Genomic DNA, 20,845 nt, shown 5'->3' on the forward strand with positions numbered 1-20,845 from the left:
ACCGCCCCCTGTCTCATAGGGGTTACCCCATTAATCAATCAGCTCTAGTGGAAAAATGTGCTTTGGTATGAGTTGCATTTCACTGCGTCATGGGGAGGTGTCACGGTATTAACCCTATGAAAATACATCGAAAACTAAGACACCTTCAGCAACAGAGATTGCTTACTGCTGCGCACATGTAGCTAGCAGTACTCCACGCAGCCAGCACGGCTTTCATCCCGACACTCAGCGAGGCTGCGTCAACCGTAAGGCGCAAGGCTTCCTACCCAATCGCTAAAATAGAGCACATAGAGAATGCTCCCAACGCAGTTAGGGGTTATAAATACCTAGTTTTACCCCCTTTGAGGTCTCTCCCTATGCGTCTTTCCACCCTCACCTGGGCGATTGTTGCCAGTATGCTGAGTGCTTTACCTGCCTTTGCTGATTCTGCTGCCATTGGCACGATTCGAGTGAGTCCCGAGTTGCGATCGGCACTGCAATCGGCCCCCAATCCTGGGGCAAGTCCCAATGCCGTCCAGCCTGTAAGTAGTATGGCGGAGATTGAAAACAGCCTAGAGATTTCCCCTGTGCCTGCCCGCCCAGAACCCAGGGTGTACAGGCAGTTTGAGGAACCCCGCAACGGTCGTGGTTTCGGCTTCAAAGTGGGCATCTAGGGGTCAAGGGCAGCACCTCTGGCCGCGTGCAGTTGGCCATTATGTTGCGCCAGTAGGGCTTGGGCAGCAACGGCATCCAGGCCTGTCCAGTGCATGAGCAGGGCACGCTTCACTTGGTAGCCACTGCGCTCGAGAAGCGCCGCTGCCGCTGCGCGATCAATTCCTGTGAGATCAGTGAGAATCCGCAGGGCACGATCCAGAAGTTTACGATTGGTGACGGCCACATCTACCATGCGGTTGCCATAGACTTTGCCCAACTGCACCATCACCCCTGTGGAAATGATATTCAGTGCCATTTTTGTTGCGGTACCCGCCTTCAAGCGGGTGGATCCAGCAAGAAGTTCAGGCCCCACTAACAGGCGAATATCAATGTCAGCCCTGCGCTGCACTTGTTCTACGGGAACGCAGGCCATAAACACAGTCAGCGCCCCCACCCCTTGGGCAGCATCCAGTGCTCCATGGACATAGGGAGTTGTGCCGCCAGCGGTAATGCCAATTACCACATCTTGAGCCGTGATCTGGCGATCGCCCACCACGGCCGCACCGTCTTCGTAGCGATCCTCCAGCCCTTCGGAACTGCGCACCAGGGCTGCGTCACCCCCAGCGAGAATACCTTGAACCAAATGGGGCGGTGTACAAAAGGTGGGTGGACATTCCGCAGCATCCAAAACCCCCAAACGACCACTGGTGCCAGCACCAATGTAAAAAAGCCGTCCCCCTTGGCGGAGGCGGGCTGCTGTGGCACTAATGGTTTGGGCTAAGGCCTCGCGGGCTTGGGCGATCGCCCGCAGGGTCTGGGCATCTTCCCGATTAAAAAGATCAACGAGTTCCAGGGGGGTGAGCTGATCGAGGTTTTGACTGGCGGGATTGATCTGCTCTGTCAAGAGATGGCCACGACTGGGGAGTTCTTGGAGATTTGTCATGGCCGCGCCGAAATTTCTGCCATTTCAATCACAGTGCCGTCGTAGTCCTTCACAAGGAAATTGAGGGGGCGATCGCTCCGCATTTTGTAGCGTAGTTGCCGCCGCTGAATCCGCAACAACAGGAGTTCAAGGCACTCACGGTCAAAGCAGAGATGGCGCTGGCGATTGCGTTCCCCCTTGCTAGCACCCCTAATGACATGGAGTTGGGTATTTTTCTTGAGTTGGTACCACAAACCATCACTGGGACTGGGGCGCTTTGGACTGCTGTAGCTCAGGGCCGAGGGCACATAGAGGGGATCCATCGAGGCCACGCCAAGGGTTTGCTCATAGTTGTAGTAGTAGTGTAGGGGCACATCGGCAATGGGTAAACCCAACTCCTGCTCATAGAACTGTCGTGCGTGCTCTAGATCCGAGACCATGATGGTGTAAACCGTGGGAGCACTGGACAAAAAGAGCCACATTGCCCCTGCATAGCCCATCAGCAGCAGGATCATAATTCCTTGGGTGGAGAATATCCCATCCCAAAGACCATCCAGCCAAGCAAATAGGAGGTGAGGCGTCAACAGCATGCCAATGCTCTAGGAGAGTTTTTTCTATTGTAATGTGGTCAACCGAATTGAGCCGCAATTACTCATCTGCAAAGACATAGTCATAGAGTTCTTCAGGCTGAGGCTCCGGACTTTCCTCGGCAAAGGTCACAGCATCCTCCACAATCCCCTGTACTTTTTGCTCAATCGCCCGCAGGTCTTCGCTAGTGGCGAGTTCTTGCTCCACGAGGTAGGCCCCCAGCTTCTTGATAGGATCCCGCTTCAGCCAAAACTCTTTCTCTTCCTTGGAGCGCAGTTCATCGGGATCCGCAAGGGAGTGACCCCGGAAACGATACGTCAAAGCTTCAATAAGGGTGGGGCCTTCACCGGCACGGGCACGGGCGATCGCCGCCTCAGCTACTGTACGCATCGCCAACACATCCATACCATCTACTTCCTCACCCACCATGCCAAAGACCTTGGCCTTCTTGTAGATTTCTGTTTCCGAACTGGCACGCTCATGGGCCATGCCGATCGCCCACTTGTTATTTTCTACAACGAAGAGAATCGGCAATTTCCAGAGTGATGCCATATTCAAGCACTCAAAGAACTGGCCATTATTGCTGGCCCCATCGCCAAAGAAGCAAGCGGTGACCTGATCAGCTTTGGCATCGCCCATCACTTGACGGCGATACATTGTCTGAAAGGCAGCCCCCATAGCCACAGGAATCCCTTCAGCAACAAAGGCAAAGCCCCCCAAGAAATTATGCTTGGCAGAAAACAGGTGCATTGAGCCGCCGCGGCCTTTGCTACACCCTGTGGCCTTGCCAAAGAGTTCAGCCATCACTTCACGGGCAGGCACACCGGCACTCAGGGCATGGACGTGATCGCGATAGGTACTGCAGACGTAGTCATCGGGACGCAAGGCCTTGATCACGCCCGTAGAGACAGCTTCTTGACCGTTGTAGAGGTGCACAAAGCCAAACATCCGCCCCCGATAGTACATTTCGGCACACTTATCTTCAAAGGTGCGCCCCAGTACCATATCCTCATAGAGCATTAACCCCTGCTCACGGGTAATGGTCGTTTGGGGAATGGACAAAGAGGGCAGACTACGCTCTTGAACCATAGCAGGCAGTGATTAACTGAGGGTAAACGCCATACCAACAGGGCAAGCTGCCCTTGGCACCCCACTATTGTACTCAAATTACAGCCTTTTTCTTAAATAGGGGAGTAACAAGGGAATTCCAGCCTTTCCTAATCACAGTAATAGGTATTCCTGCCCCTTGCCGGTTGGCTCACAAGTCCCGTAGATCGCAGTGCTAGAGAAATCGCCAAGGCTCTTGGTTGCGGCAGCTCCAAAGAAACTCCAAAGAAAGGTGAGCTATGGGCAGCAGCCATCAATCCAGATCGTGCCATGGGCTTTCTAGGATGCAACTGGCCCGTCTCCCGTTTCCGCCGCTGCAATGAGCGCTTCCAGGTCTTCTGGCGGTTCCTGGTCGGGAATCGCAGTCAAAATTGCAGCGATGCTCATTCAGGTATCCCCAATTGCATCAGCAACTAACTTCCCAGCAGGAAGGCAACGAGGAACAAGCCATAGAGCAAACCAAACTTCAGGGCATTGAGCATTTCGCCAAAGAGGGTTTGCCGCAGTTTCCAGCGATCGCCATAGAACACAGCACTAATCACTTCGGCAACGATCGCCACGATGGTCGAGGCAACAATATCTAAATAGCCCAGTTGACCCGCACTAGAGGAAATTGCCAAGCCCAAGAACACCCCAAAAAGAAAGGCAATACTCAGTGTCGCTAGCCGTCGCCACGGATTTTTTAACTGCTCCTGAATCCCAGCGCCCAGACGATCGAGCAGGGTATTAAGACGGGTTCGCTGCATATACTCAAGACTGGCAAAGGTTGCTAGAGTGGGCAGAGAGTGAATGCTTGCCAGTATATGTTAAGTCGTGTTGCCGATGCGGTGTATTGGTTAAATCGCTACATTGAGCGGGCAGAGAATATTGCTCGTTTTGTTGATGTCAACTTGAATATGCTGCTAGATCTGCCCACGAGTCTTTCCAGTCAATGGGATCCCCTCGTGTTAACAACGGGGGATTTGCCCTTTTTTCAGAAGCACTACGGCACTGCTACGGCTGAAAATGTGATTCAGTTCCTCACCTTTGACACCACCTACCCCAACTCCATCATCTCGTGTTTGCGGGCGGCACGGGAGAATGCCACATCCATTCGCGAGGTGATTTCCTCAGAAATGTGGCAGCAGGTGAATGCCTTCTACACAATGGTGCGCGAGGCGGCTAAAGCCCCTGAGGGCTTAGAGATTGCCAGCTTTTTGGCACAAGTGAAACAGGCCAGTCACCTTTTTGCTGGCGTGATGGACAGCACTATGAGCCACAATGAAGCGTGGCACTTTGGCCAAATGGGACGGTTACTGGAGCGAGCCGATAAAACCTCGCGGATTCTCGATGTGAAATACTATTTGCTGTTGCCCTCGGTGGAAGATGTGGGCACGCCCATTGATGAGTTGGGCTGGATTGCGCTCCTGAAATCTGCCAGTGCCTATGAGATGTACCGTAAACGCCGTTCCCATCGGATTACACCCGCAGGGGTAGCAGAGTTTTTGATTCTCGATGACGAGTTTCCGCGTGCGATTCGCTTTTGTCTGTTGCAGGTGGAAAAATCCCTCTACAGGATTACAGGGACTCCCTTGGGGAGTTGGCACCAGCCTGTGGAACGCCAACTGGGACGCCTGCGATCGCAACTGGACTATTTGACAATTGATGAAATTATTAGTCAAGGCATGCACGAGTTCCTCGATTACTTGCAGCAGCAAATGAATGAGGTGGATACGCAAATTTTTCAAACGTTCTTTACCTTAGAGCCTGTGAAAGCCCGTTAGTGTGAGAATTCCCTTGGGTCTAGGTGGCCGTATGGGTTCCTGGGCGATCGCCCCCCTGATCCAAGCACTGACAAACTGACGTTGGAGAATTTCCTAGGGTTAATGGTGGGCTTGGTGCTGCTTGAGGTATTGGCGCCCGTTTTGAATCACCGCTAGCATTTCCTTGAGTTGCCGTTCCATTTCCGCAAGGGTGCGATCGGCATAGGCGTCCGCTTCTTGTTGTCGCTCCTGACATTCATGGCGGGTCAGTTGGCGCAGATGGGCTAGTTCTTTTTCTGTATTTTGCCGTAGCAGATTGATTTCCTCGAGCGCGCGCTGGCGCATCAATTCCACCTCTTGCTGCACCTGCTGGCGAATTTTCTGAGCTTCTAGTTCTGCCTGCTGGCGAATCCGCAGTTCATCAGTTATTTGGGCAGCACGTTGCTCTGCGGCGCGAAGAATTTCTTGGGCGCGGTGCTGGGCGCGCTCGATGATCTTATCACGCTGATTGAGAATCTGTTGCGCGGCCTTCACTGATTCGGGGATCGCCTGTTCAATGTGGGCAAGCTGGTTAAGGAGCTGCTCTTCATCAATGAGTTTGCGCCCTGTCAGCGGAATCTTCGTTCCTTCAAGAATCAGGAGTTCTTCCAGTTTTTGTAGTTGTTGCAGGAGTTGCAGCGCAGGAGCAGGGACATCAAGGGCTTCTTTTACTCCGGCGGTCGTTGAGATGGGATTGGTGTTTGAGTAAAGCATGCTTCTAAATCCTTTGCAACACTGGCTGGTACAAGATGACGAACATTACCGCCAAATCGGGCAATTTCTTTTACTAAGCTACTACTTAAGAAACTATACTCATTGGACGTGGTGAGGAACACAGTCTCAATCTCTGGCCAAAGGCTTTTATTGGTGTGGGACATCTGAAGCTCGTATTCAAAGTCCGACAGAACCCGTAGCCCCCGCAGAAGAACCTTTGCCTCTTGGGATCGCGCGTACTCAACGGTCAGGCCATCAAACGTATCCACCCGCACATTTTTTAAGTGGCTGGTAGCCGCCTGTACTTGCTTGATCCGTTGGCTGACGCTAAAGAGGGCTTTTTTCTGAGGGTTGTGGGCGATCGCCACAATGACCTCGCTAAAGAGACGAGCGCCCCGCTCAATAATATCCAAGTGGCCTAGGGTAATGGGATCAAAACTTCCGGGATAAACAGCAAGCATAGGCGGTTCAATAAGGAGATGAAAGGTTAAACAGCATCAAGGGTAAGACGATCATCGCTGATTTCTCGGAACAGCGCATGCCATCGCTGGATCAGCAGACCATCGGCGATCGCCCTAGAAATTCTCTGAAAAGGACAGTATCTTTGCTAATCAACCCTGGAAGCAAGAGCGATAAATGATCCCCACCCGCCTACAGACATGGAGCTGCTGCAATCAATAAAATTGATGTAAAGAATTGTAATCAGAATATAAAAAAACAAATAATTGTTACAGGCCTATAAGCAATATTTGTGGCCTTGGCTCCCAAGTTCAGACTCAATGTGTAAATTTGTAAATGGTTTATTAAATTTTACGGTGCCACGTAGTGGCTATGCTGCAGGGCATTTACACAAAAAACTATTTGTATCCCTGAATACTTGACGATATCAGATTTCAGACCTTATAAAAGAAGCATACTTCATCCAATGGAGTTGGGTTTTCCTTCAATTTAAGCTTAGCTTAAGTTAACTTCAATGCCTTAGGTTTACTTGTAAACCTGAAGTGGCTGGCATTTCCCTGAGGGTAGCAATTATTTTTTAAAGATATTTTTTAATTTCTACTAATTTTTACTCCCCTAACCTCTGGATTTGTTAGGATAGGTACTATGTATTCATCATTCACTTACCCCTTGCACACCTGAAACCATGTTCATGTCACCTGCGTCTTTGCTTTTCGTTCCTCTGTACTGTCCTGACTTTGAGGGTTCCTGCTATGCAAATTTCTCCCATGACTCGGTACTATGTGCGGCGCTTACTAGCAGAGCATCCTGCGATTCTCTCCTATGGGGGTTGCGATCGCTCTCCACGCAAGATCAATAATGAGGAGGATCTAGATCGCTACATCAACTTCAACCACTTAACATATCCACAGCTTAATCAATTAGAATTTCTTATCAATTTGCATCAAAAAATAAAAGCTAGTGACCCGCATCAAACCCTTCAGCTACAACACATTGAGCAAAGAATTTTTGATCTCGTGGGTCTTGACCTGCCAGTGTCCCAGAATGCGATTACAGAGCTGTTATCCTTCTTTAGCGAACTGGCTAACACAGACAACAAACGTCCTGCTCCTCCCGCCAACCAAGAAGCCACCACGCTCTCCGAATACTATGAGCTCTTTCGACGCATTACAGAAGTGGCAGTGCGCTACCTAGGGAAAATGATTGTCACCAACTATTGGTTGCTGACCCGTCCCCGTGAAAGCTGGCTGGCAAAAATTCAAGTGGAGCAGTTCCACAACCGTGACTTTAGACCCTGTGACCAGCTGCTCACTAACCAGGAGGCAGAAACCCTGAAACAGTGGATTCATAATTTCATTCAGCATTGCTGTCGGGTGCTGCCAATTCTTCCTCGCCTTCTTTTAGAAGCGGGGATTCCTTGCTACTTGTTCTACAATCTGGTTCATTGATAGCAGCAATTATCTGAGGGATTCCCCTCGAAAGAGGTCAAAGGGTTCTAAAAGTCTTTGCAGTACAGTTGCCAAGTTTGCATTTAGCGTTTGGGGAGTGTCATAGACAAAACGCTGACGACTGGGAACTTCAATGGGTAGAAGTGCCCGCTGGCTTGGGTGCTCCTGCTGAATAACAAGGATTTGATTGCGCCGCTTACTGGCAAGGGCGTAGCCTAATTCCAGGGCAATCAGGGTGGGCAAGTGGCCATTTTCAACTGCTGTACCATCGGCAATAAACAGGAGCGAGCGACGCAATTGGCTGATCACAGGACTATCGAGATGCAGAGGGGCAGTGGCTGAGCGTGGACTTTCGACCAGTGCTAAGGGGAAGCGGCTGGGGGTATTGGCCACAAATGCTTTGAGAGCTGTGCGAATCTCGTCACTACTGGAGCTATCTGCGGCACTGAAAAAGAGAATCGGTTCTAAGTAAGCCTGGCGATCGCTCTTGATGAAGTAGATTTCATGACTGAGAATATCAATGTTAGCGATCGTATAGCTACCACTGCCCTCAATATAAAATTCCACCGTTTCGCCGAGGCGATAGCGTTGAAACCACTCCGAACGCTGGACTGTTTCCAAGTCATCAAGAAAGTCAGCCCGCAGGGCCGTTTTCAGTAGGCTACTCTTGTTGAGCCGTAAATCGTGGGGGCGTTGCTCGAGCTGTTCGAGGGGTTCATACTGCGGTAGGTACCATGCCCGCAGCACAATAATCGCCATTCAATCCTTCCACCTAGATACTGCCAATTATGTTAGAGCATAAAGTGAAGTCCTACGGGCGCAGGAGATAGCCAATGACAGCAAAATTACTGCTAGTGGATGATGAACCAGGGGTACGCGAGGCAGTGACAGCCTATTTAGAGGACAGTGGCTTTGAGGTGACAGCAGTGGCCAATGGCCAAGCTGCCCTAGAGTACCTAGAAACCAATGTACCCGACCTGATGATTACGGACATTATGATGCCGCACATGGATGGCTATGCCTTCTTGGAAAAGGTGCGCCAACAGCCCCATCTCAACCATATTCCCGTCATCTTCCTCACAGCGCGGGGCATGACGCGCGATCGCATCCAAGGCTATGATGCTGGCTGTGATGCTTACCTGGCCAAACCCTTTGACCCCGAGGAACTGGTGGCCATTATTAAAAATCTGCTGCGCCGGCAAGCGGCTGCCCGGGATGAGGCAGAACCCAATCTGGCTAACCTAGCCCAACAAATTGCTGAACTGCGGGCAATGCTCCTCCAACGGGGCAAAGGCTATCCTACTGCTCCCCCGATTCAACTGGAGCTCACCCCCCGTGAAGCCAGTGTCCTGCAACTGGTGGTTAAGGGTCTGATGAATAAGGAAATTGCTAGCCAACTAAATACCAGTGTTCGCAATATTGAAAAGTACGTCAGTCGCCTTTTTGTGAAAACGGGTACTAGTAGCCGCACAGAACTCGTGCGCTTTGCCCTTGAACATGGCCTAGCTGACTAGGAGAGGCTAGGGTGGATCATTTTGCCAGAACCAGTCGGCAATGCCGGGTTTGGCTTTTTCGGTTGCTGTCGGATTCAGGAGGATAATTGCTTGGCGCAGGTTGGGGGAAAGCCGTCGCTGTACCCGTTGGGGAATGCCATCCCCAAAATAAACATGACCCCGCCCGGTCAGCACCACAATCAGGCGATCGGGATGCTGCTGATGATGTTTAGCAACGACTTTGGCCATGGTTTCATCCCAAAGGACTTGGGCTTGGTAAAAGAAGTCAAAATTCATACTGTGGCTTACCCCTTCATGGGCAGCAATAAAAATCTCCTGCAGGCGATCGCGATAGGCGGTGTTACTCAAGTCAATATCTGCCAGGGGCGGAATATAGCGAAAATCCTCTTCCCCTAGGCTCTCTAGGCCTTGGCGTGCCACTTGGCGAGTGACTTCGGTGGGTGTATTCAAGGCAATTAGGGGAATCTGCTGCTCCTTGGCAAAGCGAAAAATCGGTGCATACAGCGACCAAGGAAAGCCCCAGCGCTGGGCATATTGGGTTTGCGCCAGCAATTCCATCTCTGTGATTTCACCGCCAATGTAGGCATCCAGGGCGGCTTGAAAAGGACGCTGAATCATTTCTAGGGCGATCGCCAGGGGGCGCCGCCGCTGCAATTCCTGCAAAATCAACAACTGTGCCGCATGATCAGCAACGCTGTCATGGGTTTCACCGAGGTAGAGGATGTGCTGCCGCTGCCACTCCCCATAGGCTCGCTGTAGGGTGACTGCTTCGGTGCCTCGCCACACCTGCTGCGCTTTGCCGCTGGGGGTTCCTGCGAAAAAGAGGGCGATCGCCAGAGTGAAGACTAAAGGCTGCCAGGGAGGGAGCGATCGCCACTGCCACAACCGCTGTCCAAGGGGGGATGCCAAACGGTAAAATATCTGCCAAGATCGAGATAGAGTCGTTGACAGTATAGTGACGACAATTCTCTTCTGGGCGTTCCCCATTGGGTTCAACCCTGTTATCCAACGCTGAAACAACTATGCACTCTCCCTATCCAGTTGAAGTCAGTGAATCTGCTCCCAGTGACGTTGAGGCGACACACCTTGAACTGAATGGTAACGCACTGGTGAAAGCAGACACGAGTAAAACGGATTTAGTGAAGGCAGAAGTTCGCTTGAGTGACCCCCGTGCTGAGGCCCTACGGCAAATGCTGGAACGCCATCGCGGGACGCGTCAGTTGATTATTCTCCAAGACTTTCCTGACCCAGATGCCCTCTCGTCGGCATGGACCTATAAGCTGATTGCTGAGCAATTTGAGATTCAGTGCGATATTGCCTACGCCGGTGCCCTCAGCCATCAGGAGAATATTACCCTAGCGCGGCTGACGGGGATGCCCCTAGTGCGCTGGTCTGTGCAGGGAACTAAAAATAAAGAGCAGCGGGACTGTAGCTGCTACCAGGGCTATGTCCTCATTGATAACCAAGGCACCACCAGCCAATTGCTCCCTCTGGTGCAGGAGGCCAGGCTGCCAGCGATCGCCATTATTGATCACCACAGTCTCCAAGAAACTATTCAAGCCGAGTTTACAGATATTCGGCCAACGACCCGCGCCACCGCCACTATCTTTACCCAATACCTGCAAGCAGGGCTCCTCACTCTCGATAGTAGCAACCCAGTCCATGTGAAATGTGCCACAGCTCTGATGCATGGTCTGCGCTCCGACACCGATTGCCTCAAACAAGCCAAAGAAGAGGACTTTCTAGCAGCGGCCTTTTTGAGTCGCTTCATTGACTATCAACTGCTGAACACCATTTTGCAGTCCCACCGCTCGAAGCAGGTGATGGATGTCATCGAGCGATCGCTGAAAAACCGCTCTATTCACAACAATTTCTCAATATCTGGCGTGGGTTACATCCGCTACGAAGACCGCGATGCCATTCCCCAAGCAGCAGATTTTCTGGTAACCGAGGAGAACGTCCACACCGCCGTTGTTTATGGCCTTGTCCACGACGAAGATGAAGAGGTAGAACTGATTATTGGCTCGCTGCGCACGACAAAAATTACCCTTGACCCCGATGAGTTTATCAAGGAGGCCTTTGGTAAGGATAGTCAGGGCCGCTTCTTTGGTGGTGGTCGCTCCCAAGCTGGCGGTTTTGAAATTCCCGTGGGCTTCTTGTCGGGGCTCAATGAGAATCCAGAATACGCTAAACTCAAGTGGAGCGTTTACGATACCCAGATTAAGCAGAAGCTCCTCCACCTCGTCAATCCCAAGAACAATGTCCTCCACGGCACGGAGTGAGGCACTGTTCGCAGTCGTCAACTTTTAGGTCTTTATGACGGAGCTAACAGTCTTTTTTTTCCGCCACGGCCTTGCGGTCGAACGGGACATGTTTGCAGGCAGTGATAGCGATCGCCCCCTAACGGCCAAAGGCAAAAAGAAAACCCAGCAGATTGCGCGGCGGTTACTCGATTTAGGCATTGAGGCAGAACTCATCCTCTCCTCCCCACTGGTGCGGGCACGGCAAACGGCAGAAATTCTCCTTGAAGTGGGGGTTGCTCCCGAGCTGATAATTTCTGACCTACTGGCTCCGAGTGGCAGCCTGCAAGAATGGCTCCGTTGGCTCAGCCACTGGCGTCAAGAACATGCGGGTGCCCTAATGGCGGTGGGTCATGAACCCAATCTCAGTCACTGGGCAGAACTTCTCACCTGTGGCAAAGCCTTGGGACACATCGAACTCAAGAAGGCAGGCATCATTGGCTTGAAGATTCCAGAAACTGATCCCCTTGGCAATAGTCAACTCTTTTGGCTGACGTCTCCCAAGTTGTTGCTCAGTGGCCGTGGCCTTGCCTGACTACAAGCGTCTATTCCCATACCTCGACCCGCTCGCACGACTTTCCCTAAAGCGACAAAATAGAAAACAAAGAAAACAAAATAGAAATACTGCCTGCCAAAGGATAGAATCGTGAATTCTGAGTCGCCAATTACAGAACATTTACCGCCAGAGGTTCTCAGTTGGCTGTATGCCTATCAGCGGGAGCATCAATTGGCTAGCCTTGAGGCGGCAATTGTTGATATTGTTTGCAAATTTTATACCCAAGCCAATCATTTGCCTGAACGGGTGGCGAATCTAGAGCGACGAGTCAATGCTCTCAGCCGTGAAGTGATTTATCTGCGCCAACAACTGTCCGAGAACTGCGATCGTCTGCGGGAACAGTTAGCAGCGGTACGCCTGAGTCATTCTGGTATTCTCCACAATTTGCGCGATCGCGTAGAGGCCTTAGAGTCCGAGGTGTTTTCCAGTCGCCCTAGCGCTGCTGACGCAGAGGCTGATAGTTGAGGAGTTCCTCCAAGGTGGCTAGCAAATCCACTTTCACAAACGTGATTTGATTCTCAGGATTGAGGCCAAATTGCCAAGCGACATTGACACTAAAGAGGGGGAGCTTAGCTTTACCGATGAGGCGGTAGCGACGTTCTGTGCCCTCTGTGCTCAGTAGTTCTCCTGTGCGGGGTTCTGCTCGCATACCCACGGCTTCCAGGTGGAGATAGTGGGCGATCGCCCCACGGCCAATGATGGGATCCTCAAAGGGTGGATAGAGCACTCCCTCCTCAGCAAACAGGCCAGCCACATCCTCGTAGCGTTCACCATTGAGGGCAGCAAAATAGGCAATCAGCGTCGGTTCATCAATACCGGGAATGGAATGAACAAGATGGGTCATATTTTCAGGTCCTCAGGGGTTTGAATCGAGAAAAAAAAGGGAGCAAGTTGCCCCCTAGCGTAATCCATGGCATCTCAATTAGACGGCAAGGGGATCCACACCCATGGCAACCACCGCATTCCGCAGGACGGTAATCTGTTGACCAAAGTCAAGGGCTTTGATGGCCTCAAACACGCGATCAGCATCGCGGCTCAGGGTATAACCGGGGGGCACAGGTACCACAAACCCCTGTTTCATCAGTTCTGCCAGTTGGTACCAGAAGCCGAGCTTGGTGTTGGGGCTAAAGACCCCGTAGGCACGGGTGAGAGGGGTGTCCACATTGGCCACCAAGTCACGCATAAATTGGAGTTGCTCATCAAAACTGAGGGCTTTGACCTGATTGAGTAGCCCTTCCGCCAGCTGTAGGCGAGCCGTACCAGGGGCGGCGGCTGTAATTGAACGACCCGTTTCAGTGTAGAGGAACCACAGGAGTCCTAGTTTGTCATCGACGCTCAGGCAGTTGAAAAGCGTGGTGACCTCTTGAACGGCCGTAGCGAGTGTTGAGGGAGTGAAACGAGTATCGGTGGTGTAGGTCATATGCTTCAGAGATGTTAAATATCTAGCGTGTTGCTATGGTTATCTCTGCCTCCTAGTCAATAGTATGTTACATATCTTTATAGAAAGCAACATAAATTCATAAATACCACCAATAAATCTATCTTATGTATTGCTTGAATAGATTGGAGTAAATCTATTCTAGGTACCCAGCGGGAAATGAGTGATTCAAAAAAAGACTCTGGGAATACCACTAGCGAGTTGTTACAAATGTTAAGATTGCATCGGTTTTGGTAAAAACACCCCAGTGGCTCGACCGGCTCTCTACGTGGCAATCACCAATCATGGCTTTGGTCATGTGGCGCGGACAACGGCGCTCGTGAATGCCATTCGCCGCCAAGTGCCGGATCTTTTGCCGCTCATCGTGACGGCTGCTCCCTATTGGTTGTTGCAGGCAAACCTGGAGGGGGAGTTTATTCATCGTCCCCGTGCCCTTGATCTGGGGGTTGTACAAGCCGATAGTCTGCACATGGATTTGACCGCAACCCGTGCCAAGCTCTTGGCCCTGCAGGCGGCAGCCCCTGAGTTAATCCGCGCGGAGGTGGATTTTATTCAACAGAATCGGGCGCAGTTGGTGTTGGCAGATGTTCCACCGTTGGCGGTGGCGATCGCCCATGGAGCCGGGGTGCCCTGTTGGATGGCCAGTAATTTTGGCTGGGATTTTATCTATCGCTCCTTTGGCGATGATTTTATTGAGATTGCGGATTGGGTGAGTGATCTTTATAGCGGGTGCGATCGCCTGTTTCAACTGCCCTTTGCTGAGCCCCTCAATGCGTTTCCCTGCAAGGAACCGGTGGGACTGACGGGAGCCGAACCGCGTTTTGAACCAGAGGAGTTGCGGCAGCGCCTTGGCCTTGCTACCCCCCGCGATCGCACGGTTCTATTGACCTTTGGTGGTTTGGGCTTGCAAGCCATTCCCTACGAAGCCCTCAAGGCGTTTCCCGATTGGCAGTTTCTCACTTTTGATGGAGCTGCGCCGGAGAATATGCCAAACTTACTGAAGCTCTGTGGTCGTCAACTGCGGCCGGTGGATGTGATGCCCCTCTGTGGTCGAGTTGTGTCCAAGCCCGGCTATGGCACCTACGCCGAGGCCTGTCGCTTGGGGGTACCGGTGGCAACGATTCGACGTGATGATTTTGCTGAAGGCCCCCTTTTGGTAGCCGGATTACAGGCACACCACTACCATCAAATCCTCAGCCATGAAGAGTTTTTGGGTGGTCATTGGGATTTTCTGCGAATAGAACCGCAGCCGCCCCAAGACCCCACCCCCTTGAATCTCAACGGGAATTCTACGATTGCCACCGCTGTTGCCTATTATTTGAATAACTGCTCATCACAATAGCCGTGGGTATCCTTGGGTGGCGGACTGCCTCGCTGCTAAAAAAGGCTTGGCAACTGTATCAACAACAGCACTGGAGCAAAGCACAGCAGTGTGCACGTCAAGTTATTGAACAGACGCCGCAGCCAGAGGCCTATTATCTATTGGGGTTAATTGCTGAACAACTGGCACAGCCCCTTGAGGCGCGGACAGCCTACGAGCAGGCGATCGCCCTTGATCCGTGGCATGCTCCTTCCCATTATCGCTTGGCAGTCGTTCTCCATGATTTGCTGCAGCAACCGGCGGCTGCCCTTACCCATTATCAACGTGCCCTTGAAGTCAAGCCGGAGTGGGTAGAAGCCCATAGCAACTTGGGAAATGCCTATCTGGACTTGGGGGATACTGAGGCAGCGATCGCCTGCTACCAAAAGGCTCTCTCCTTGAATCCCGACTTGCCCACGACCCTCTATAACTTGGGACTCTGTCTGCACGCCCAAGGCAAACTCACAGAAGCCACTGCCTGCTATGAACAGTCACTGTACCTTGAACCGGGTCAAGCGGATGTCCACAACAATCTGGGCAGTGCCTATTTAGAACTGAAGAACTATGCAGCCGCCGCTGTGCAGTTTCAAGCTGCCCTAGGTGCCAATCCAGAACTCTTAGCCGCCCACTACAACCTGGGCTACGCCCTCCATTTACAGGGCAACCTCGCCGCTGCTCGCGATCGCTACCAAGAAGTGCTGCTGCGGGATAACAAGCACCCCCAGGCGCTGTTGCAACTGGGTCAAATTTGCCTTACTCAAGGAGACTTTGCAGCGGCAATTAGTTATTACCAACGTTGTCTCAGTGTCGATCCCCTCAATAGTGCAGCCCAAGCAGGGTTGGCCACAGCCCTTCTGGAAAGCGGCGATCCTCAAGCTGCCCTCCTTCACTTTCGCCAAGCCGTTGCCCTTGACCCCCAAGCGGTGGAGGTGCGGCTCAATTTGGCCTTGGTCCTGCTCATGTTGGGACATTTCCGGGAGGGATGGCAGGAATATGAGTGGCGCTGGCAGCAGCCCAAGGGGGGATTGCGTTCTTATCCCCAACCCCGCTGGCGAGGTCAGTCTCTGGCGGGAAAAACACTCTTTGTCTATAGTGAACAAGGCCTAGGGGACTGTATTCAGTTTGCACGCTTACTGCCTTTGCTGGCCCGCCGTGCCCAACGGGTGATTTTTGCTGCCTACCCCCCCTTGATGCGCCTCTGTCAAACCCTGCCCGCTATTCAGGTGATCAGTACTGAGGATATCCCGCCGGAGTTTGACTACCACACCCCCCTGTTGAGTTTGCCTGGCTACTTAGGCATCGATCAAGAGCACTTTCCCAAGTTCAGTCCCTATTTTCAGTTACCCGCCCCCCGACCCCACAGTATGTTTAATGTGGCCAAACCGCGGATTGGTCTGGTTTGGGCCAGCCATAGTCAAACCTGCACCACAGCCCAGCGGTCCTGTCCCCTCGAGTACTTCCTGCCGCTGCTGCAGGAATTGGATGTCCAATGGTATAGCCTGCAAAAGGAGCGATCGCCGGCGGAGGGTGAATCCCTACGGCAGGCGGGGGTGATTGACTGCCAGCCCTATATGGGGGACTTTCTGGATACGGCGCTTTTGATCCAGCAGTTAGATGCCGTAGTTACCATTGACACAGCCGTGGCCCATCTAGCGGGTGCCCTGGGGAAACCCCTGTGGATTCTGTTGCCCTTTGTGGCAGATTGGCGGTGGTTCTCTCAGGGATCGCGATCGCCTTGGTATCCTTCAGCACAGCTCATTCGTCAACCCCGGCGCGGCGATTGGCCGGGGGCGATCGCTCAACTGCGCAGTGCCCTTCAATCCCACTATCGAACACGCAGCAATGGGATACCCAATTGAAAAGAAATTAGTGATTGCGGTGGCCTCCAGTGCCCTCTTTGATTTGGGGGAGGCGGATGATGTCTTTCGCAATGAAGGGACCGAAAAGTACCGCCAATTTCAGCGAGAAAGGAAATATGATGTCTTGCCGAAGGGGGTGGCGTTTCCTTTTATTCGCCGCTTTCTGAATCTCAACCGTGCCTATCCCGAACAGGAGCCAGTGGAGGTGGTGCTCCTCTCTAGAAATGATCCGGACACAGGTCAGCGGGTCTTCTATTCAATTCAACACTACGGCCTCAATATCACCCGCGCCGCCTTTTTAGGGGGAAAATCTCCCCACCCCTACATTCCTGCCTTTAATGTGTCTCTGTTTCTTTCGGCAAATGCAACGGATGTGCAGCAGGCGATCGAGGCTGGTTATCCTGCAGGCATGGTCATTCCCTCCACCATCACCGATCACGAAGAGGATGCCGAGTTGCGGATTGCCTTTGACTTTGATGGCGTACTGGCGGATGATGAGGCCGAAGTGGTCTTTCGCCAAGGGGATCTCGAGCAATTTCAAGCCCATGAACTGCAAAAGGCCGATATTCCCCACAATCCAGGCCCCTTGAGTGATCTCTTCAAAAAACTGTCGGCCTTTCAACAGTTAGAGATGGTCAAAGAGCAACAGGATGCCAGCTATCGGAGGCTATTGCGAATTGCCATTGTCACTGCCCGCAATATCCTGGCCAGTGAGCGGGTGGTAACCACACTCAACAGTTGGGGAGTCATGCCCGATGAAACCTTTTTCCTAGGGGGTATCGAGAAAGTGCGCATTCTTCGGCAACTCAAACCCCACATTTTCTTCGACGATCAACGGACCCACCTGGAATCGGCAGCAGGAGCAATTCCCTCTGTGCACGTGCCCTTTGGTGTGCGCAATCATGGGCAGACTTGAGGCCCATGGCATCAATTTTGAACATCAATTTTGAATTTTGAACGATGTGGGGGTGTGATTTCCCGATTGTCAGTTAGCGGCTGGGCTCAAGACACTCCGTTTCTAGCTGCTGTTGACCGCCGATGAACGACAGAGAACAAGCGGCCTCGCCTTAGCGCATTTCCCGCACATGGGGTTGGCCATCCAGGATTTCGCCAATGAGAATCACATCAGCAAGGTTGACAAAAAGACCATTTTCGACAACGCCGGGAATGTTGTTAATTGTTTTCTCCAGTTCGGCGGGGTTAGGAATATCATCAAACTTGACATCAAGGACAAGGTTCCCTTGATCTGTGACCACTGGGCCGTCTTTTTTGACCCCCATCCGTAGTTCCGGCCGCCCCCCCAGGGCCTGCAGGGCACGGGTGACAGGAGTGATAGCAAAGGGTAAGACTTCCACCGGTACGGGGAAGGTGGAACCCAATTGCTGCACCAGTTTACTACTATCCACCACCACCAAGAACTGCTCTGCCAGGGAATCAACGATTTTTTCACGGGTATGGGCTGCCCCGCCCCCTTTGATCAGGTTTTTGGCGGGATCTACTTCATCGGCACCATCAATGGCAATGTCGAGTTTCTCCACATCATCGAGGGTGACGAGGGGAATGCCATGCTTTTTGGCCAAGACAGAGGCTTGAAACGAGGTGGGCACACCGGCGATGTTACTGAGCTCTCCATTGCGCAGGCGATCGCCCAAAAACTGAATAACAAAGGCCGTGGTTGACCCTGTCCCCAAGCCCACCACCATTCCCGACGCCACGCGATCGGCGGCGGCTTTGGCAACAGCTTGCTTCATCTGTTGAATTGCATTATCACTCATGGGCGGGTTCCCTTATTTTTTCCAAAAGCACGATACCACAGCATGGAACCTCTCCCTCAGGGCACTCGTCAGGTAGGGCAGGACTCGCCTGTACTTTTTTATCCTCGCGTTCGTGGAGTGGATTGAGGCTGCAGTTTCATTGTCAAAGCGAGGATTAAACTGGTTTGTAGATCAAAATAATACAGTAAGTAATGTTGCAGGAATTAAAGGTGTTTTAGAAATGGCGATCGCGCCCACAAAGAAAAAATGGCAGTGGTTCTCCCTCTTGGGGGCAGCTGCAACCATTTGGACACAGACTGGACTTGCTGCCGAACAAATTAGCCTTGTTTATCCACCCTTTGGTACCTTCAACATTCAAGTGAGCGACCTTGCCACATTTGCGGCAACCGGTCAGGCTAGCTCGGATCTCAAACTTTTAATTCAGTTGCTCCCCAGTGATCAACAGGCCAACCTGCGGGAAGGCTTAACCACCCGCATGGACTTGAAACCCACCACCGTCAGCCAATTTGTCAACAGTCCCCTGGGTCAAAGCTTTTTAGAGCGTATCGGCCAAGTCATCCATGCCGATAATGATGTCAATGGTGGCCAGGCTCTTGGGAAAGCTCTGACAACCGCCGCCAGCTCTCCCTCAGGCATTACTTTACTCTCAGTGCTACAGGCCTTTCCCGGCAAGAGTGTGAAAGTCAATGGTGAATTGGGCCTAACGGCAGTGGGCGCTTTTATCCGTGCAGTGAATCAAGAACAGCGGGCGCAAGACTTTATCGAACGCTTGGCGCAACTCCAGCCAAGAACGTCGCTGCCCAGTGGTCTTTATCCTGCCCAGAAGGGGCCCTTCCAGTGGCAAAAGCAAAACATGACATTTACCAATCCCAATCGCACCACGGGCGCCATTCCCGCAGATCTCTATGTCCCAATAGGAATCACGGCGCCTGCGCCCCTGATTGTCATTTCCCATGGTTTAGCCTCAGACCGCACGACCTTTGCCTACTTGGCAGAGCACTTGGCCAGTTATGGACTGGCGGTCTTAGCAGTCACTCACCCCGGTTCCGATGCCAGTCGGGTTGGTAGTTTCCTCTCAGGGGCACCCCTCGACTACGAGAACTTGCCGAAGGACTGGGCGCAGCGTCCCCTCGATTTAAAGTTTGGGATAGATGCCGTGGCCGCTTTGGTTCAGAAAAACCCTGCCCTGAAAATTGACACCAAGAATGTTGGTCTCTTTGGTCACTCAATGGGGGGCTTTACGGTACTGGCGGCGGCGGGGGGTACCGTTGACTGGAATGCTGTTAAGCAACGCTGTTTAGCAGCAGCGAATGATCTTTTTATCTTTAATATCTCCCTGCCTCTGCAATGTCGTAGTCTCGGTCTGTCCGATGCGCCCTCTACATTGGTAGATCCACGGGTCAAATCTGTGATTGCCGTCAATCCAGTGAGCAGTATGCTGATTGGCGAACGGGGTATGGCCAATATCAAGGTGCCTGTGCTCATTGTTTCCAGTAGCAAAGATGTCTTTGCGCCACCGCTAGAGGAGCAGATTTTGCCCTTTACATGGTTGCAGGCCGAGCCCAAGTATCTTGCCATGCTCGTTCCCGGTACCCACTTCTCGGCGCTAGGGGTCAGCGAAGCGGGGGTGTTGCCAGTACCTAATGATCTCATTGGCCCGAATCCCCAGTTGGCACAGCCCTTTTTCAAGGGGGTGAGTGCAGCCTTCTTTGGAGTCTTTAATCAACAGAATGAGCAATTGCGTCCCTTCTTGAGTCAAACGTTTGTTAGCCAAGTGGCGCAGCCAACCTTTCAAGCCTATTGGGTCGATCGCATTAATCCGCAGCAGTTACAGGAAGTGCTGGCGGGGCGCATTGGCGCTCAACCGCAAAGATAAACTGCTCCAGAAATCAGCGTGAGGGCGATCGCCCCCCCATAAGCAATGAGTATTCCCCCCTGCCAAGCAGGAGGTAAGGGAGCCAGAAGCAACGCCACGGCCACAATCTGGCTAACGGTTTTGGCTTTCCCCCAAAGGTTCGCCCCCTGAATGTGAGATTGCTGAACCCGCCAGCTGGCAATTCCTAGTTCCCGAAAGAGGATCAACGCCACTGACCATGCAGGCACCTCTGCCCACTCAATACAGAGCAAAAGAGGCACAAGAATCAGCAGCTTATCCACCAGCGGATCAAGCACTTTGCCCAAATCCGTCACCTGATTGAAACGGCGGGCAATGTAGCCATCCAGCCAATCCGTGAGGGCGGCCACCAGAAACAGACTCACCCCCCACCAACGGTAGACCGCTCCATCATTGAAGGAGAGCAAACCTAGGATCACGGACACGATCAACAGGCGAGCAAAGGTAAGCGTGGTGGCGAGGTTCACAGGCATGGCACTTTACAGGCTGAACTCATG

General features: G+C 52.3%; 23 protein-coding genes. 11 read left to right on the forward strand and 12 right to left on the reverse strand.

Going from position 1 to position 20,845, the window contains the following annotated elements; genetic code table 11:
- The first annotated feature begins 356 nt into the window (after positions 1–356).
- Positions 357–653, forward strand: a complete 297-nt coding sequence (locus tag IGQ16_RS11260) for a hypothetical protein (protein WP_024124452.1) — start codon at positions 357–359, stop codon at positions 651–653.
- On the opposite strand, the gene murQ is transcribed toward IGQ16_RS11260, so the two are convergent.
- The 4 genes from murQ to IGQ16_RS11280 all read right to left on the reverse strand — a co-directional run bounded on the left by murQ (position 650) and on the right by IGQ16_RS11280 (position 3,996).
- A complete protein-coding gene (gene murQ, locus IGQ16_RS11265) occupies positions 650–1,576 on the reverse strand; it encodes an N-acetylmuramic acid 6-phosphate etherase (protein WP_024124451.1) in 927 nt (308 codons plus the stop codon). The genes IGQ16_RS11260 and murQ overlap by 4 nt on opposite strands.
- A complete protein-coding gene (locus tag IGQ16_RS11270) occupies positions 1,573–2,145 on the reverse strand; it encodes a hypothetical protein (protein ID WP_024124450.1) in 573 nt (190 codons plus the stop codon). The genes murQ and IGQ16_RS11270 overlap by 4 nt, the downstream gene beginning before the upstream one ends.
- Positions 2,146–2,203: 58 nt before the next feature.
- Complete coding sequence (gene pdhA / locus IGQ16_RS11275; protein WP_297061582.1) at positions 2,204–3,232, reverse strand: pyruvate dehydrogenase (acetyl-transferring) E1 component subunit alpha; 1,029 nt, start codon at positions 3,230–3,232, stop codon at positions 2,204–2,206.
- 431 nt (positions 3,233–3,663) lie between these two features.
- Positions 3,664–3,996, reverse strand: coding sequence for a DUF565 domain-containing protein (locus IGQ16_RS11280; protein ID WP_024124448.1), 333 nt, complete (start codon positions 3,994–3,996; stop codon positions 3,664–3,666).
- 57 nt (positions 3,997–4,053) lie between these two features.
- Between IGQ16_RS11280 and IGQ16_RS11285 the strand changes: the two genes are divergently transcribed.
- Positions 4,054–5,013, forward strand: a complete 960-nt coding sequence (locus IGQ16_RS11285) for an alpha-E domain-containing protein (RefSeq protein WP_024124447.1) — start codon at positions 4,054–4,056, stop codon at positions 5,011–5,013.
- A gap of 99 nt (positions 5,014–5,112) precedes the next feature.
- On the opposite strand, the gene IGQ16_RS11290 is transcribed toward IGQ16_RS11285, so the two are convergent.
- Together IGQ16_RS11290 and coaD are read right to left on the reverse strand one after the other, a co-directional pair.
- The gene (locus tag IGQ16_RS11290) at positions 5,113–5,745 is read right to left on the reverse strand and encodes an ATP synthase F0 subunit B (protein WP_297061585.1); all 633 of its coding nucleotides are present in this window, start codon (positions 5,743–5,745) and stop codon (positions 5,113–5,115) included.
- The gene (gene coaD, locus IGQ16_RS11295) at positions 5,700–6,206 is read right to left on the reverse strand and encodes a pantetheine-phosphate adenylyltransferase (RefSeq protein WP_024124445.1); all 507 of its coding nucleotides are present in this window, start codon (positions 6,204–6,206) and stop codon (positions 5,700–5,702) included. The genes IGQ16_RS11290 and coaD overlap by 46 nt, the downstream gene beginning before the upstream one ends.
- A gap of 765 nt (positions 6,207–6,971) precedes the next feature.
- On the opposite strand from coaD, the gene IGQ16_RS11300 reads away from it, so the two are divergent.
- Complete coding sequence (locus IGQ16_RS11300; RefSeq protein ID WP_297061588.1) at positions 6,972–7,652, forward strand: hypothetical protein; 681 nt, start codon at positions 6,972–6,974, stop codon at positions 7,650–7,652.
- A gap of 9 nt (positions 7,653–7,661) precedes the next feature.
- On the opposite strand, the gene IGQ16_RS11305 is transcribed toward IGQ16_RS11300, so the two are convergent.
- On the reverse strand, positions 7,662–8,411 hold the full coding sequence (locus tag IGQ16_RS11305; RefSeq protein WP_024124443.1) for a hypothetical protein: 750 nt from the start codon (positions 8,409–8,411) through the stop codon (positions 7,662–7,664).
- A gap of 74 nt (positions 8,412–8,485) precedes the next feature.
- Here IGQ16_RS11305 and IGQ16_RS11310 point away from each other — a divergent pair, with 74 nt between their 5' ends.
- Positions 8,486–9,166 (forward strand): response regulator transcription factor, encoded by a 681-nt coding sequence (locus IGQ16_RS11310; protein ID WP_024124442.1) that lies wholly within the window; start codon positions 8,486–8,488, stop codon positions 9,164–9,166.
- Positions 9,167–9,172: 6 nt separating this feature from the next.
- Here the strand turns inward: IGQ16_RS11310 and IGQ16_RS11315 are convergent, their stop codons facing one another.
- Positions 9,173–10,075: a ChaN family lipoprotein gene (locus tag IGQ16_RS11315; RefSeq protein WP_297061590.1), complete on the reverse strand. Its 903-nt coding sequence runs from the start codon at positions 10,073–10,075 to the stop codon at positions 9,173–9,175.
- A 113-nt stretch (positions 10,076–10,188) separates the two neighbouring features.
- Between IGQ16_RS11315 and IGQ16_RS11320 the strand changes: the two genes are divergently transcribed.
- The 3 genes from IGQ16_RS11320 (at position 10,189) to IGQ16_RS11330 (ending at position 12,487) form a co-directional block, all read left to right on the forward strand.
- Positions 10,189–11,448, forward strand: a complete 1,260-nt coding sequence (locus IGQ16_RS11320; RefSeq protein WP_024124440.1) for a bifunctional oligoribonuclease/PAP phosphatase NrnA — start codon at positions 10,189–10,191, stop codon at positions 11,446–11,448.
- Between the two features lie 34 nt (positions 11,449–11,482).
- Positions 11,483–12,001: a phosphohistidine phosphatase SixA gene (sixA, locus tag IGQ16_RS11325; protein WP_297061594.1), complete on the forward strand. Its 519-nt coding sequence runs from the start codon at positions 11,483–11,485 to the stop codon at positions 11,999–12,001.
- 111 nt (positions 12,002–12,112) lie between these two features.
- Complete coding sequence (locus IGQ16_RS11330) at positions 12,113–12,487, forward strand: hypothetical protein (protein ID WP_024124438.1); 375 nt, start codon at positions 12,113–12,115, stop codon at positions 12,485–12,487.
- On the opposite strand, the gene IGQ16_RS11335 is transcribed toward IGQ16_RS11330, so the two are convergent.
- The gene (locus IGQ16_RS11335) at positions 12,456–12,866 is read right to left on the reverse strand and encodes a nuclear transport factor 2 family protein (RefSeq protein WP_297061596.1); all 411 of its coding nucleotides are present in this window, start codon (positions 12,864–12,866) and stop codon (positions 12,456–12,458) included. The genes IGQ16_RS11330 and IGQ16_RS11335 overlap by 32 nt on opposite strands.
- A gap of 78 nt (positions 12,867–12,944) precedes the next feature.
- Positions 12,945–13,442, reverse strand: a complete 498-nt coding sequence (locus tag IGQ16_RS11340) for an orange carotenoid protein N-terminal domain-containing protein (RefSeq protein ID WP_297041945.1) — start codon at positions 13,440–13,442, stop codon at positions 12,945–12,947.
- Between the two features lie 265 nt (positions 13,443–13,707).
- On the opposite strand from IGQ16_RS11340, the gene IGQ16_RS11345 reads away from it, so the two are divergent.
- Genes IGQ16_RS11345 through IGQ16_RS11355 form a run of 3 tightly spaced genes read left to right on the forward strand, consistent with a single transcriptional unit; the run spans position 13,708 to position 17,595 of the window.
- Complete coding sequence (locus IGQ16_RS11345) at positions 13,708–14,802, forward strand: hypothetical protein (RefSeq protein ID WP_024124435.1); 1,095 nt, start codon at positions 13,708–13,710, stop codon at positions 14,800–14,802.
- A 2-nt stretch (positions 14,803–14,804) separates the two neighbouring features.
- On the forward strand, positions 14,805–16,679 hold the full coding sequence (locus tag IGQ16_RS11350) for a tetratricopeptide repeat protein (protein WP_297061598.1): 1,875 nt from the start codon (positions 14,805–14,807) through the stop codon (positions 16,677–16,679).
- The gene (locus IGQ16_RS11355) at positions 16,663–17,595 is read left to right on the forward strand and encodes a 5'-nucleotidase (protein ID WP_024124433.1); all 933 of its coding nucleotides are present in this window, start codon (positions 16,663–16,665) and stop codon (positions 17,593–17,595) included. The genes IGQ16_RS11350 and IGQ16_RS11355 overlap by 17 nt, the downstream gene beginning before the upstream one ends.
- A 151-nt stretch (positions 17,596–17,746) precedes the next feature.
- Here IGQ16_RS11355 and rpiA read toward each other — a convergent pair whose 3' ends face one another.
- Positions 17,747–18,454: a ribose-5-phosphate isomerase RpiA gene (rpiA, locus tag IGQ16_RS11360; protein ID WP_024124432.1), complete on the reverse strand. Its 708-nt coding sequence runs from the start codon at positions 18,452–18,454 to the stop codon at positions 17,747–17,749.
- 220 nt (positions 18,455–18,674) lie between these two features.
- Between rpiA and IGQ16_RS11365 the strand changes: the two genes are divergently transcribed.
- The gene (locus tag IGQ16_RS11365; protein WP_297061600.1) at positions 18,675–20,330 is read left to right on the forward strand and encodes an alpha/beta hydrolase; all 1,656 of its coding nucleotides are present in this window, start codon (positions 18,675–18,677) and stop codon (positions 20,328–20,330) included.
- Here IGQ16_RS11365 and pgsA read toward each other — a convergent pair.
- On the reverse strand, positions 20,315–20,821 hold the full coding sequence (pgsA, locus tag IGQ16_RS11370) for a CDP-diacylglycerol--glycerol-3-phosphate 3-phosphatidyltransferase (protein WP_297061602.1): 507 nt from the start codon (positions 20,819–20,821) through the stop codon (positions 20,315–20,317). The two genes, IGQ16_RS11365 and pgsA, sit on opposite strands and share 16 nt — an antisense overlap.
- Between the last annotated feature and the right edge of the window lie 24 nt (positions 20,822–20,845).

Origin of the sequence: Thermosynechococcus sp. M3746_W2019_013 (assembly GCF_015296045.1) — a bacterium.
Classification (GTDB): Bacteria; Cyanobacteriota; Cyanobacteriia; order Thermosynechococcales; family Thermosynechococcaceae; genus Thermosynechococcus.

Bases quoted from the DNA above. Each gene is read 5' to 3' on its own strand.
- IGQ16_RS11260 (WP_024124452.1), top strand. From the start codon at position 357: ATGCGTCTTTCCACCCTCACCTGGGCGATTGTTGCCAGTATGCTGAGT.
- murQ (WP_024124451.1), bottom strand. From the start codon at position 1,576: ATGACAAATCTCCAAGAACTCCCCAGTCGTGGCCATCTCTTGACAGAG.
- IGQ16_RS11270 (WP_024124450.1), bottom strand. From the start codon at position 2,145: ATGCTGTTGACGCCTCACCTCCTATTTGCTTGGCTGGATGGTCTTTGG.
- pdhA (WP_297061582.1), bottom strand. From the start codon at position 3,232: ATGGTTCAAGAGCGTAGTCTGCCCTCTTTGTCCATTCCCCAAACGACC.
- IGQ16_RS11280 (WP_024124448.1), bottom strand. From the start codon at position 3,996: ATGCAGCGAACCCGTCTTAATACCCTGCTCGATCGTCTGGGCGCTGGG.
- IGQ16_RS11285 (WP_024124447.1), top strand. From the start codon at position 4,054: ATGTTAAGTCGTGTTGCCGATGCGGTGTATTGGTTAAATCGCTACATT.
- IGQ16_RS11290 (WP_297061585.1), bottom strand. From the start codon at position 5,745: ATGCTTTACTCAAACACCAATCCCATCTCAACGACCGCCGGAGTAAAA.
- coaD (WP_024124445.1), bottom strand. From the start codon at position 6,206: ATGCTTGCTGTTTATCCCGGAAGTTTTGATCCCATTACCCTAGGCCAC.
- IGQ16_RS11300 (WP_297061588.1), top strand. From the start codon at position 6,972: ATGACTCGGTACTATGTGCGGCGCTTACTAGCAGAGCATCCTGCGATT.
- IGQ16_RS11305 (WP_024124443.1), bottom strand. From the start codon at position 8,411: ATGGCGATTATTGTGCTGCGGGCATGGTACCTACCGCAGTATGAACCC.
- IGQ16_RS11310 (WP_024124442.1), top strand. From the start codon at position 8,486: ATGACAGCAAAATTACTGCTAGTGGATGATGAACCAGGGGTACGCGAG.
- IGQ16_RS11320 (WP_024124440.1), top strand. From the start codon at position 10,189: ATGCACTCTCCCTATCCAGTTGAAGTCAGTGAATCTGCTCCCAGTGAC.
- sixA (WP_297061594.1), top strand. From the start codon at position 11,483: ATGACGGAGCTAACAGTCTTTTTTTTCCGCCACGGCCTTGCGGTCGAA.
- IGQ16_RS11335 (WP_297061596.1), bottom strand. From the start codon at position 12,866: ATGACCCATCTTGTTCATTCCATTCCCGGTATTGATGAACCGACGCTG.
- IGQ16_RS11340 (WP_297041945.1), bottom strand. From the start codon at position 13,442: ATGACCTACACCACCGATACTCGTTTCACTCCCTCAACACTCGCTACG.
- IGQ16_RS11355 (WP_024124433.1), top strand. From the start codon at position 16,663: ATGGGATACCCAATTGAAAAGAAATTAGTGATTGCGGTGGCCTCCAGT.
- rpiA (WP_024124432.1), bottom strand. From the start codon at position 18,454: ATGAGTGATAATGCAATTCAACAGATGAAGCAAGCTGTTGCCAAAGCC.
- IGQ16_RS11365 (WP_297061600.1), top strand. From the start codon at position 18,675: ATGGCGATCGCGCCCACAAAGAAAAAATGGCAGTGGTTCTCCCTCTTG.
- pgsA (WP_297061602.1), bottom strand. From the start codon at position 20,821: ATGCCTGTGAACCTCGCCACCACGCTTACCTTTGCTCGCCTGTTGATC.